This window comes from Streptomyces sp. NPDC088766 (assembly GCF_044750845.1).
Taxonomy (GTDB): domain Bacteria; phylum Actinomycetota; class Actinomycetes; order Streptomycetales; family Streptomycetaceae; genus Streptomyces.
This window is the reverse complement of record NZ_JBIVKQ010000010.1, coordinates 107,526-119,387: the sequence shown is the minus strand read 5'-3', so window position 1 is coordinate 119,387 and position 11,862 is coordinate 107,526. Positions and strand designations below refer to the sequence as shown.

Genomic DNA, 11,862 nt, shown 5'->3' with positions numbered 1-11,862 from the left:
GTCCGATCTCGTTCGTGGGCTGGAGGGTCGGACGGCGCGCGCGCCTCCAGGTGTTCCAGCACCCGGAGAGCTGCTGTCCGGCCCTCGCCTTATTCGGTTGGGTACTTCTTGATCGCGTTGAGGATCGCGGTCTCGCTGCGGCCCAGGTGTTTCGCCAGCGCGTAGACGCTGCCGAACTCCTGGGCCCCTTCTCTGAGGGCCTGAGCCCTGCGTCTGCGGGCTTGCTCCATGCGTCTGTCGAGCTGTTCCAGCAGCTCATCTTCCGCGCGAAGCCGGTCCCGCCATGGGGGTGTTTCCACCTCTGCGAGAATAGCACACCCCCCCTGTGCTATGGGGGTGATCACGCCGATTCCGCGGGCTGGAAGTGCAGGAGCAGCAGCCAGTCACGCTCGGACTCGTACACGTAGGAGCACCAGCGGCACTGCAACCGGCTCTGCCCCGGCATCCGGGAGATCACAGCGCCGCAGACAACGCCCTCGCCGTCCACCGCCACGCACGTACCGAGGCGCTGCGGCCGCGGCGCCGGGTCGCCGACGACCGAGCGGGCCTGGCGCTCCAGCTCGTGCACTTCGCGCGCCAGGTCCCCGGCGGCCGGGTACCGGGCGACGACCCACTCCAGCTCCATCGCCAGCCACCGGCAGTCCGCGCGCAGGTCGGCCGGCGGCGGCGCCCCGTGGTGCGGCCAGCGTTCGCGCTGCACGTCGACCCGCCACAGGTGCACGACCTCGGCGGCCCGGCCCCAGTTGACGGTGTCGAGGACGTCCTCGTTGAGCGGGGACCGCGGGCCGGCGCCGCTGCGGGTGGCGACGATCTCGCCCCAGCCGTGGCCGCGGGGCACGAGGCACTGGCCGACCTCGTCGTACAGGGTGGGGAGGTCGGCGAGGCGCCCGGCGAGCGCGCGGGTGTCGCGCTCGCACAGGTAGCGCTCGCCAGCCTCGTCTTCACACAGGCCGCAGTTCACCGGCGGGCCTCCGTCCGGTGCTGCAGCCGGTAGAGGCGGAAGCTGCTGAGGTAGTGGTCGGCGGCCGCGCGTCGGCGCGCCTCGGTGGACTCGGCCAGGCTGCGGCGGGCGTCGCGCATGTCGAGGACCATGTGCCAGACGGCCATGGTCTGGGCGCCGATGCCGATGCCGCAGATGAGGATCTGGATCTCGCTCGGGGTCACGTGGCAAGTCCTTCCGTGACCGGCCACTGGCTTCCGTCGAGGCCGCGGCGGTGGGTGTCGGGGACGACGGCTAGGGGCCAGCCGAGGTGGTGCAGGCCCATCGCGCAGAGGGTGTAGGCGTCGGCCTGGTCGTAGCGGCCTGGCCCGTCGCAGTCGACGCCGTAGCGGGTGCGCACCGCGTCGCGGACGGCGCCCTTGGAGCCGGAGCCCTTGCCGGTGGCGTACAAGGCCCGGCAGGACGGCGGGACAACCGCGTAGGGGATGCTGCGGCGCCAGCAGGCGTGGCGGACCATCACGCGCAGGCCGGCGAGATCCTCGTGCCGGTGGGCGACACCACCGCCGAACGACGGGCCCTCGATCACCACCAGGTCGGCGCCGCCGATGTGGTCGACGACCCGTTCGACGATGAACGCGAGCCGAGGATGACCGCGGACGCCGGTCCGGGGCCGGATGGTGTCGGTCCAGCCTTCGCCAGCCACACCAGTACAGGTGAGGCTCAGGTCCAGGCCGATCACCTTCGGGACCTTAGCCTTACGAGGGGCGGGTGCCACTTGCCGCTCGAGGAGTTCGGGGCGGACGGCGCCGCCGATGGACACCCACAGGCTGTGGGCCTGGGCTGAGGTGAAGTCGCGGCGGCGGGCCTGGTCTTCGAGCTCGGCGTAGGTGAGGCCGAGGCGGGCGAGCGCGCCCGCGGCGGCGTCGTGGAACTCCGCCTCGGTCACCTCGATCACCACGTCGTCGGCGTCGTTCTGCACGGGGTCTCCCTTCACGCCGCGGCCCGCGCGTTCAGTCGGGCGAGGATCGTTGAGAACTGGTGGACGGCTTGGAGGTCGGAGACCTCGCCGGCGCTGCTGCCAGGCGGCACCTTGATGCCTTTCAGGCGGCAGAAGTTGAGCTGCTTCACGCTGGCCGGCTTGTCACGCCAGGGCGCTGAGCGGGATGCGAGCCATCGGCTACCCATGGCTCGGGCCTGCTGCTCCAGCCACGCCTTCGCTGCCGTCAGAGGGAGCGGCACGTCGTTCTTGGGAGCGACGAGCCCGTTGTTGAAGTCGAAGCGGCGCAGCCAGTACGTGCGGTCCGCCGGGTTGCGGATCAGGAAGACATAGGCGGCGTCCGTGACCGGGATGAACCACACCCCCGACTCGGTCTTCAGCCAGCGCACCGTCGAGCCGTGGAACAGGTCGATCTCCTCGACCTGGATCCGGGAGAGGTCGAGGCGGCGCTTCGCCTTCTCCTCGGCCTCCCGTACCACCTCGCGCAGCGACTGGCCTTCCTCCGACATCACGACGTCGCGGCCGGTGAGGTCGACGATCGAGGCGAGCTTGTGGCGAGTGGAGGCGCCCATCACGTCGAGGATCAGCGCGTCCTTCTTGCCCTCCCACAGTCGGAGCGCGCGGCCCGCCATCTGGCAGTACAGGCCCGCGGACTTGGTCGGCCGGGCTATGACCGCGCATGACGTCCATGGCGCGTCGAACCCCTCCGTGAGCACCATGCAGTTGGTCAGGGCCTGCACGTCGCCGCGCCGGTACTTCTCCAGTGCGGCCGCACGATCGTCGCGGGGCATGTCCCCCCACACGGCGGCGGCCGGGACACCCGCGGCGGTGAAGGCCTCGGCCATGGACTGGGCTGTGTCTACCGTCGGGGTGAAGACGACGCCCGCCCGGTCTCCGGCGTGCTGCCGGTACGCCTCGGCGACGACCTCGGCGGCTCCGGAGTCGTCCAGGGCCTGGCCGAGTTGCCCGTCCTGAAGGTCGCCGGCGCGGGACTTCACGGCGTCCAGGTCGAGGCCGGGGACGGTGACGCGCTTGCCGCGGACGTCGCACAGGTAGCCGTCCTCGATCATCTCCAGGATGTCGAGGGTGAAGACGACCTCTTCCCAGACGTCGGCCAGGCCTCCGTCGGTGCGGGTCATGGTGGCGGTGAACCCGGCGACGGGCAGGCCGCGCCAGGCGCCGAAGTGCTCGAGGACGGTCATGTAGCTGCGGGCGGCAGCGTGGTGGCACTCGTCGACGATGACGACGCCGATGTTGCTGATGGCGTTACGGCGGCGTTCGACGGCGAGGGTCTGGATGCTGGCGACGATGACGTCCACGTCGTGATGCTCGTCGCGTTCGGCCTTGACGACGCCGACGCGGAGGTCGGGGCGGACTGCGCGGATCTTCGCGGCAGCCTGCTCGATGAGTTCCTCGCGGTGGGCGATGACCAGGGCGCGCTTGCCGTTGAGCTGGGTGAGCAGTTCGTCGATGAGGTTGGCGAAGACGACGGTCTTTCCGGCGCCGGTCGGGAGGACGACGGCGAGCCGGTTGTGCGGGCCCTGCCAGCCGGAGATGAGGGCCTTGATGGCCTCGGCCTGGTACGGGCGGGGGGTGAACGTCTCGGGCGTATCAGACATGCCAGTCACCTCGGCTCTCGGCTGCGGGATTCTGCGGGGATGTTGCGGGGATGCGTGCGGGGTTCTTCTCGCGACGCTCGACGCGCCCTGACCTGCCGGTCTGCGGGGTTTGCGGGTAAGTGCGGAATGTCTTTTTGGTCTGACGTATGGGGCTGAGATTTTTTGGAACGCGACGCATGCACAGACGTGTTGCGGGTGTTGTGTATGAGGGGGTTACGTATACGGGGGAATAGCTCCCGATCCCGCACATCCCCGCATCCCCGCGAAACCGCAGGCCAGGGGCCGTTTCGCTTCCCCGCAGCATTCCCGCAGACTGCGGGGATGTGGGGATCACCGGCCCTCCCCGTACTTGGCGACGCGCCACAGGTTCTGCTTCCGGTGGGAGTCGGGGACGCGGACGACCTTCAGGTCGTCGTAGTAGCGGCCCTCCCTGGCTTTGAGCCAGTGCCCGAGCTGCTTCGGGGACGGGAGGTCACCGTTGTGGAGGCGGGGCACGTCCTCCTTGAGACCCAAGAGCTCCTTGGTGGGGACCGCGCGGCCGGCGGGGATCGTCTCGTGCCAGGCGGTCAGGAACGCCGCCCACTCTTCGGCCTCGTCGTCGAGGACGGCGGCCGCCGCCTCGCGGTTGGCGAGCCAACCGGGGACCTCCAGGTAGGCGAGGATCCCGGCCATCACGGAGGCCCACCTGGAATAGTCGCCCATGCGGGTGTTGACGGTCTTGGCGCCGTCCGCGAGCCACCCGCGGACCATGGTGACGAGAGCGGCGACGACCGTGGACGCGTTGTCGGCGAGCCACGTGCGGAGGTCGCCGACTGCGAAGTTGTCACGCTGGTCGGGGTTGGGGCAGTCGGGGTCCAGGCGGACCCAGAGGGTGCGGCGGGCGTTGTCCCCGCCGGTGCGCAGGTTGTTCCCGGTCAGGACCCATAGCCGGTCGTTGGGGATGCTGACGCTGCTGGTGCTGCCGAGGAGCCGGTCGCTCCAGTTGGCGGAGGTGACGAGGGACGACAGGATCGGCGACTTGATGATGTGGCCGTTGGGCAGGTTGTCCATGGCGATCACCGGGTCGCCGCAGTCCCACAGCTTGGCGGTGATGGCCTTGCGGAGTTCGGCGTCGTTCTCCGGCCACGGCGTTTCGGCGAGCCCGTAGACGTAGCCGAACGCGTCCTTCAGCAGCGTCTTCCCGGAGCCCTGGGAGGTGCTCGTGATGACGACGACGGGTGTCGGGCCGGGAACATAGGGGCGGATGATCGGAGTCAGCAGGGCGCCGAGGTACTGGGCGCAGTCGGATGCGTCGACGAACGGGAAGTCGGCCAGCATCTGGTTGAGCACGATGTCCTTGGCCCGCTCGACGGACTCCTTGGACACCTGCGGCTGCAGCCGCCGGAGCGGCACCCGCGGGTGCATATACAGGCCGGTGCCGCGGTCGTAGCCCGGCGCCTTCACCAGCGTTCCGTCCGGCCGGACGACCGGGGACGTGACGATTCCCCGCAGCGGCAGCAGCGGCCAGTCCCTGCGCCCCAGGATCGTGCCGCACGTCTTGGGCATGACCAGCTCGCGGACTTCCTTGGTGCCCTCGGTGAACGGATCGCGCACGATCTGGAAGGTGGTGACGTGCTCGGCGAGGTAGGCCCGCAGGTTGTCAGTGCCCAACTGCTTGACGAGCGGGTTGCCCTGATCGTCCTCGTAGACCCAGCACGGACCGGTGGACCGCTTGTACAGGCCGGGCATCTGCTCGTTGGCCATGATGTCGAGCAGGCCGTCGATGGCGTCGGCCTCGTTGGTGATGTCCAGCTCCGGCTTGCTCCGGACGATCCGGAGGTCCGGCCCGCCGGCCATCTCCTGCTCGTCCGGGTCCGGGAGGCTGTCCGGGTCGAGGGCAGACGATCCGTCGTTGAACGGGCCGAGCTGCCGGGGAACGGAGCTGAGGCGCTGCCGGGGCGGTTCGGAGCCGTATCCCTGCTGGCGCAGGTCGGCAGCCGCCCGCTTGAATGCCGGAGTGGTGTTGCTGCCCTGAGTAAGGAGGGTGTAGGCCGCGAACTTCGAGTACGGCGTCCAGGCGTCGAACTCGGTGGAGCTGCTGAAGACGAACAGCCGGTCTTTGTCCGGGGCGTGGCCGGTGGTCGCGGAGATACCGCGGGTGTCCTTGCCGGGCCGCCGCCAGTAGCGGGTGCGTCCGCGCTGGTGCAGGCACTCCCAGCCGTGGGCGCCGATGATCTTTTCCCAGTCGGCCCGTGCGTCGAAGTCCTCGCCGGGCCGGAGTCCACCGCCGGGGAGCGGCTTGAGCTCGGTCGGTGCGGTCTTGGGGGTCTCGGGCTTAGGCAGCGTGTCGACCATCCGGCAGATGTCCCGGATGGCCTGCATGGTCTCGGCGTCCAGCGTCGGGATACTGTCCGGGCCTCCGGCGTGGCGGAGGTACGGCTTCCCGGAGGCGTGGACGGTACCGCTTGATGGTTCGACCAGGCCGTACCCCCCTTCGCCGCGCGTCTCGATCTGCACGCGGATGATCCGGCTGTTCGGCTTCTGGCGGAGGCGCTGCTTCTCCTCGTCGGTGTACTCGTCCTCGCGGGCGAGCCGGGACGCCAGCTTGGTGTTGCCGGGGACGTCGCCGCCCTCGATGCGGACGCGGTAGTGGCGGCCGCCGGACGGAGATTCGGTGGCCCAGCCGTTCAGGATCTGCGCCCAGGGTTCGCCGAGTCCGGAGGCGTCCATGATCTCGGTGACCTCGTCGAGGACGCCGTCGGCGATGGCGTGCCCTTCGAACTCGATCATTTCGACGTTGCCCGACACGGCGCCGTAGACGACTGCGATACCGCGGGGGCGGTCCCCGCCGAACCACTGGTCGTGTTCGGCGGGGACCGAGCGCTGGACCTTGTAGGGGCTCCAGCTGCGGACGTCGGCGGCCTTGCTGCCGTCTGCCTTGATGGGCAGCACGCACAGGCCGGCGTCGTCCATCTCGCGGGCGGAAGCCCGGAGGTCGGTGGGCTGTGCGTCGTTCAACGTGACACTCCGGTGCGGTGGATCGGCCAGCCGGAGCCGGGCGGGATCTCGTCGAGGCCCTGGAGGGCGCGCGGGGTGCGGGCGGGGCAGCGCAGGCCGGGGAGGAAGCGATGGACGCCGTCGACCTCGCGGCAGTACCGGCGTTCGGCGCCGAGCCAGTGGCCGCATTCGGGGCGCTGCTTGTCGTCGGCCAGGCGGCCGGGGGTGCCGGCCGCCATCGCCTGCGTCAGGACTGTCACGCCTGTCCTCGCTTCTGCCGGTCGAGGACCAGGGCGCGGATCGTGGCGAGCCGCTCGGCGGGCGCCTGCCCCTTGGGGACGGCGACGACGAACGTGCCGTCGTCCATGGTTCCGGCGAAGGCCTGGAAAGCGGCGGCCACCTTGGGGTTGATCTCGGCGAGGGTGACGAGGGTGACTTCCTCGAGCTCAATGCCGGACTCGGTGAGGAGCGCGGGGATCGCGACCTTCTCGGCGTACTCGTTGGCGAGCGCCTCGATGCGGTCGAGCTGCTCGCGCTGCTCGGCGACCTTGGCAAGCAGTTGGGTCGGGGTGACCACCTGAAGGTCACCCTGGTTTCCGTGCGTGCTGGCGATCAGCGTGGGCTGGCCGTCGTCGAGGTCATGCATGATCTCGGCGTTGAGGCTGGCGACGATGGCCTGCTCGGGCAGGCGAGACGTCGCCGTTGACGTCTGTGCAATGCTGTGCATAGAGCTGTCCTGTCTTACTTCGAGGTACGGATGGATTGCTCGACTGGAGAGGCCGCCTCGCACGCGGCCTCTTCGTCGTTTCCGGCAGACGATCCCGCCTCGCACGCGGGACCGGCGCCGTTCTCCTGCGGGACCAGCCCGAGGAAGCGGTGGAGGTCGATGGTCCGGGCGACCCGTCGTCGCCCGAGGCGGATGACCTCGATGGGCAGGCGGCCCTCGGCCGCCAATTGATACGTGGTGGATTCCGCGAGTCCCAGGGCCCTGCCGACGATGGGCCACAAAGGCACGACCGCGGGCTGGTTGAGGATCTCGGCGATGGTCAGGCCCGGGGTAGTCATGCCGCATCCGCCTCTGATGCTGCGCCCCCCAGCCCCAGCACCTGAGCCCATTTGAGGGCCAGTGCACTACGGGGCTGAGTGGCTCCCGTCTCCCACCTGGAGACGGTCGACGGGCTGGTGCCGATGGTGCGTGCGAGTTCACGGAGTCCGATGCGCTGCGCCTCTCTCAAGGCTCGGGCGCGTCCGCTCGCGGCAAGACAGCGCAGCTCACCGACCGTCCGAAGTTCTTCCGGGGTCATGAGAGAAGCGAAACATGACCGGGTGACGTTGCGCAACTGTTCCCGGACATGTTTCAGAATGATCATGGAGAAGTGTTGCAGAACTGTCCCGACCCCGTCACGATGGGCGCCATGACTGCAATGAGCCTGTCCGTCGAGATCGGGGAAGCCGAAGAGCGTCCCGGCTCCCTTGTGGCGACAGTGACAATTGCCGACGAGCGTTACGAAAAGATCCTGGTGATCTTTGACTACCTACTCGAAGGCGAGGAAGACGCGAAACTACATGTGGTGCAGTTCGAACCCAGGGCTGAAATTTTGAAATCCGGAGATGTGCTGCAGCTCACTCCTGCCCTCATCCGAGATTTCCCTATGAGCCAGTGGGACCGAATTGCGCAAGCCGCCGTTCGCAGGTCGCGAGCAGTACACGAACTGCGAGGGGCTAGGCATTCGATAGAGTCAAGTCACGTAAGCATGATGAACGTAAAGCCTGCGGTCGAGCGATCAGCAGCGGCACCCCTGGAGCAGACCACACCCGCAGGCAAGGCACCTGATCTGCCAAAACCCAAGCCGGAGGATGTGGTGAGGCTCCTTGCCCCGGACCTGAACCCGGACCAAGGTCCAGGCGCCCGGCGTCGTTGGAACAGCCTTATGAGGTACGTCAGGATTTACACTGAGTACGAGGAACTGCTTGCCCAGGGAAATACCGATCCAATCACGAATCTGGCTCTGCAGAATGACGTAGCAAAAGCCACTGTGCGATCCTGGCTCCATAGGGCGCGAGAGGCGGGTGTAGACAAGGTGGTCCAGCTAGGGCTTTCACAGCTGCCGCTCTTCCAGCTTCCCGAAAATCCAGAACCGACCGAGGATGGGGACAGGTGAAGGGTTCGACGTACCGCCGCTGCTACTGCCGTGACGCGGACGGCAAGGTGCTGGGCAAGTCCTGCCCGCAGATGACCAGCCGCCGCCACGGCGTGTGGGCGGTACGCCAGGAGCTGCCCGCCCGCGAGGACGGCACCCGCCGCTCGTTCTCCCGCTCCGGGTACGACACCGCCAAGGACGCCCAGGGCGACCTCGACAAGGTGCGCGCCCTCCTCGACCTGCCCGACAGCGACGACACGGAGGCACAGGTCAAGGTCGGCGACCTGCTCGAAGGGATCTCCAAGGACAAGGACGCGCCGCTGCCCGAGGTGGCGGAGATCCGCCGGCGCCTCGTGCACGGGCAGAAGCTGACGTCGACGATGACCGTCGGCGACCTGCTCGACGAGTGGCTGGAAGCGAAGCGGAAGTCCCGCGCGGTGACCACCGTCAACAACTACGAGTCGCGTGTGGACCGCCACCTGCGGCCGGCGCTCGCGCACTACCGGCTCGACCGCCTCAACGTCGGCCACTGCCAGGCCTACTTCGACGGCATCAACGACGCCAACGAGCAGATCAAGGCGGACAACGCGAAGCGGCGGGAGCAGGAGGCGCGCACCCGCTGGGGGAAGCGCTCGCGCCCGCCGGCCGCCGAGCGGGAACGGCTCGCCGCGGAGAAGGCCAAGCTGGCGGAGATGCCCCCGCACCGGAAGGTCACGGGCCGGGCGACGCAGCTGGAGATCCGCAACACCCTGCGCTCCGCACTGAACTTCGCGATCCGCCGGCAGTACATCACCTTCAACCCGGCCGCGTTCGTGGAGGTCGGCGGCGTCCGCCGGGCGAAGGGCATGCTGTGGACGGCGGAGCGGGTGGCCCGCTGGAAGGTGACCGGGGAGAAGCCCTCCCCCGTCATGGTGTGGACGCCAGAGCAGCTGGGCGCGTTCCTCGACGCAGCCGAGCAGGATCGCCTGTACGCCCTCTTCCACGTCATCGCGCACCACGGGCTGCGCCGCGGCGAGGCGGTCGGCCTGGACTGGGAGAACGTCAGCTTCGAGGGCCGCACGATCGGCGTCGCGCGGGAGACGGTGCTCGACGGCTGGAAGCCGGTGGAGACCGACCCGAAGACGGAGGGTTCGGCGGCGGACGTGAAGGTGGACCGGGGCACGGTCGACGTCCTGCGGGCCCACCAGGCGCGGCAGCAGGCGGAGCGTGCGAAGCGGCTGGAAGACCGGCTGCCGTGGGAGGACACGGGCAAGGTGTTCGTCCAGGAGGACGGAACGTGGTTGCACCCCGACTCCGTGTCCGACACGTTCCGCCGGATCGTCAACGAGACGGGTCTGCCGCCGATCAACCTGCGGGATCTGCGTCACGGCGCGGCGGCGCTGGTGAAGGCGGGCGGCGGGGATCTGCACGACGCGAAGGTGAAGCTGCGGCACTCGACGATCGTGCTGACGAGCAACACCTACATGGAGTTGTTCGAGGAGTACGAGGAGGATCTCGCGGAGCGGTCGGCGGCGGCCGTGCCGAGGGCGAGGAAAAGCACCGATGCTCACGCACCGCTCACGCAGGAGACTGCGGAGTGATCTTCGTTTGGTGAGAGATGCGCCCTGAGCTGCTTGAAAACGGAGCCCCCTGTCGGACTCGAACCGACGACCTTCGCTTTACAAGAGCGGTGCTCTACCAACTGAGCTAAGGAGGCGTGCGCGTCGCGTGCGGCGGGCGCGCCCGAGCAGTGTACCCAGGTCGCCGGGAGCCCCTGTCGAGAATTTCCGCGAAGTTCACATGCCTTTGGGTACTGACAGACCGGGCGAACGCCAGGTAGCGTCCAGATCCGGTTCACTCATGTGGACTACACCTTCCCGGGTGCTGCCCGGGAGGGCTCACCACCTTCCTACAACGGATCGTCCGGCACGTTCCTGCCGGTAGAAGGGGGCCCATCACCATGGCCACTGTCACGTTCGACAAGGCGACCCGGATCTACCCGGGTTCCACCAAGCCCGCCGTCGACGCACTCGAGATCGACATCGCGGACGGCGAGTTCCTCGTCCTGGTCGGCCCGTCGGGCTGCGGCAAGTCCACCTCGCTCCGCATGCTCGCGGGGCTCGAGGACGTGAACGGCGGTGCCATCCGCATCGGTGACCGCGACGTCACGCACCTGCCGCCGAAGGACCGGGACATCGCCATGGTGTTCCAGAACTACGCGCTCTACCCGCACATGACCGTCGCCGACAACATGGGCTTCGCGCTCAAGATCGCCGGCGTCAACAAGGCGGAGATCCGGCAGAAGGTCGAGGAGGCCGCGAAGATCCTCGACCTCACCGAGTACCTGGACCGCAAGCCGAAGGCCCTGTCCGGCGGTCAGCGCCAGCGTGTCGCGATGGGCCGCGCCATCGTGCGCGAGCCGCAGGTCTTCCTCATGGACGAGCCGCTGTCCAACCTGGACGCCAAGCTCCGTGTGTCGACGCGTACGCAGATCGCCTCGCTCCAGCGCCGTCTCGGCATCACCACCGTGTACGTCACCCACGACCAGGTCGAGGCCCTCACCATGGGCGACCGGGTCGCGGTCCTCAAGGACGGTCTGCTCCAGCAGGTCGACACCCCGCGCAACATGTACGACCGCCCGGCGAACCTCTTCGTGGCCGGCTTCATCGGCTCCCCGGCGATGAACCTCGTCGAGGTCCCGATCGCCGACGGCGGCGTGAAGTTCGGCAAGTCGGTCGTGCCGGTGCAGCGTGACGCGCTCTCCGCCGCCACCGACAAGACGGTCACCGTCGGCGTGCGTCCCGAGCACTTCGACGTGGCCGGCGCCGACTCCGACCAGGGCCTCGCGGTCGTCGTGAACGTGGTCGAGGAGCTGGGCTCCGACGCCTTCGTCTACGGCACCGCCACGGTCGGCGGCGAGTCGAAGGACCTCGTCGTCCGCGTCGGCGGCCGCAACGTCCCGGAGAAGGGCAGCACGCTGCACGTCGTGCCGCGTGCCGGCGAGACCCACGTGTTCTCGACCTCCACGGGCGCGCGCCTCTCCGACTGAGCGACGACCGGATCGCGCCCGGCCGGGCGAACCACCCGCACCGACGGGAAGGGGGCCCCCCGGCCCCGGCCCCGGGGCCCCACCCCGCCCGGGGGCGCCCCCCCCCCCCCCAACCCCCCCCCCCCCCCGGGTGGGGGCCGGGGGGGGCAAACCCCACACCC

General features: G+C 69.0%; 13 protein-coding genes and 1 tRNA gene. 3 read left to right on the top strand and 11 right to left on the bottom strand.

Annotation, left to right across the window (positions count from 1 at the left end; genetic code table 11):
• Nucleotides 1-89: 89 nt before the first annotated feature.
• From ACIP5W_RS16420 to ACIP5W_RS16375, 10 genes are all read right to left on the bottom strand, one after another.
• Nucleotides 90-299 carry a hypothetical protein gene (locus ACIP5W_RS16420; RefSeq protein WP_401472944.1) on the bottom strand — a complete coding sequence of 70 codons (210 nt, stop codon included), beginning with the start codon at nt 297-299 and terminating at the stop codon, nt 90-92.
• Nucleotides 300-340: 41 nt separating this feature from the next.
• Nucleotides 341-961 carry a hypothetical protein gene (locus ACIP5W_RS16415; RefSeq protein WP_401472941.1) on the bottom strand — a complete coding sequence of 207 codons (621 nt, stop codon included), beginning with the start codon at nt 959-961 and terminating at the stop codon, nt 341-343.
• Nucleotides 958-1,164: a hypothetical protein gene (locus ACIP5W_RS16410; protein WP_401472938.1), complete on the bottom strand. Its 207-nt coding sequence runs from the start codon at nt 1,162-1,164 to the stop codon at nt 958-960. The genes ACIP5W_RS16415 and ACIP5W_RS16410 overlap by 4 nt, the downstream gene beginning before the upstream one ends.
• Nucleotides 1,161-1,919 carry a hypothetical protein gene (locus ACIP5W_RS16405; RefSeq protein WP_401472935.1) on the bottom strand — a complete coding sequence of 253 codons (759 nt, stop codon included), beginning with the start codon at nt 1,917-1,919 and terminating at the stop codon, nt 1,161-1,163. The genes ACIP5W_RS16410 and ACIP5W_RS16405 overlap by 4 nt, the downstream gene beginning before the upstream one ends.
• Nucleotides 1,920-1,930: 11 nt before the next feature.
• Nucleotides 1,931-3,556 carry a DEAD/DEAH box helicase gene (locus ACIP5W_RS16400; protein ID WP_401472932.1) on the bottom strand — a complete coding sequence of 542 codons (1,626 nt, stop codon included), beginning with the start codon at nt 3,554-3,556 and terminating at the stop codon, nt 1,931-1,933.
• Nucleotides 3,557-3,886: 330 nt separating this feature from the next.
• Nucleotides 3,887-6,553 (bottom strand): bifunctional DNA primase/polymerase, encoded by a 2,667-nt coding sequence (locus ACIP5W_RS16395; protein WP_401472929.1) that lies wholly within the window; start codon nt 6,551-6,553, stop codon nt 3,887-3,889.
• Nucleotides 6,550-6,792, bottom strand: coding sequence for a hypothetical protein (locus ACIP5W_RS16390; RefSeq protein ID WP_401472926.1), 243 nt, complete (start codon nt 6,790-6,792; stop codon nt 6,550-6,552). Before ACIP5W_RS16390 ends, ACIP5W_RS16395 begins: the two co-directional genes overlap by 4 nt.
• Entirely contained in the window at nt 6,789-7,259 is a 471-nt protein-coding gene (locus tag ACIP5W_RS16385; protein ID WP_401472923.1) for a hypothetical protein, read from the bottom strand. Before ACIP5W_RS16385 ends, ACIP5W_RS16390 begins: the two co-directional genes overlap by 4 nt.
• Nucleotides 7,260-7,273: 14 nt before the next feature.
• Nucleotides 7,274-7,597, bottom strand: a complete 324-nt coding sequence (locus tag ACIP5W_RS16380) for a DNA-binding protein (RefSeq protein WP_401472920.1) — start codon at nt 7,595-7,597, stop codon at nt 7,274-7,276.
• Nucleotides 7,594-7,836 carry a helix-turn-helix domain-containing protein gene (locus ACIP5W_RS16375; RefSeq protein WP_401473324.1) on the bottom strand — a complete coding sequence of 81 codons (243 nt, stop codon included), beginning with the start codon at nt 7,834-7,836 and terminating at the stop codon, nt 7,594-7,596. The genes ACIP5W_RS16380 and ACIP5W_RS16375 overlap by 4 nt, the downstream gene beginning before the upstream one ends.
• Before the next feature lie 48 nt (nt 7,837-7,884).
• On the opposite strand from ACIP5W_RS16375, the gene ACIP5W_RS16370 reads away from it, so the two are divergent.
• Together ACIP5W_RS16370 and ACIP5W_RS16365 are read left to right on the top strand one after the other, a co-directional pair.
• A complete protein-coding gene (locus tag ACIP5W_RS16370; protein ID WP_401473344.1) occupies nt 7,885-8,694 on the top strand; it encodes a hypothetical protein in 810 nt (269 codons plus the stop codon).
• Complete coding sequence (locus ACIP5W_RS16365) at nt 8,691-10,253, top strand: tyrosine-type recombinase/integrase (protein ID WP_401472917.1); 1,563 nt, start codon at nt 8,691-8,693, stop codon at nt 10,251-10,253. Before ACIP5W_RS16370 ends, ACIP5W_RS16365 begins: the two co-directional genes overlap by 4 nt.
• A gap of 43 nt (nt 10,254-10,296) precedes the next feature.
• Here the strand turns inward: ACIP5W_RS16365 and ACIP5W_RS16360 are convergent.
• A tRNA-Thr gene (locus ACIP5W_RS16360) sits at nt 10,297-10,369 on the bottom strand.
• Nucleotides 10,370-10,612: 243 nt separating this feature from the next.
• Here ACIP5W_RS16360 and ACIP5W_RS16355 point away from each other — a divergent pair.
• Nucleotides 10,613-11,701, top strand: a complete 1,089-nt coding sequence (locus ACIP5W_RS16355; protein WP_392243359.1) for an ABC transporter ATP-binding protein — start codon at nt 10,613-10,615, stop codon at nt 11,699-11,701.
• Nucleotides 11,702-11,862 lie beyond the last annotated feature (161 nt).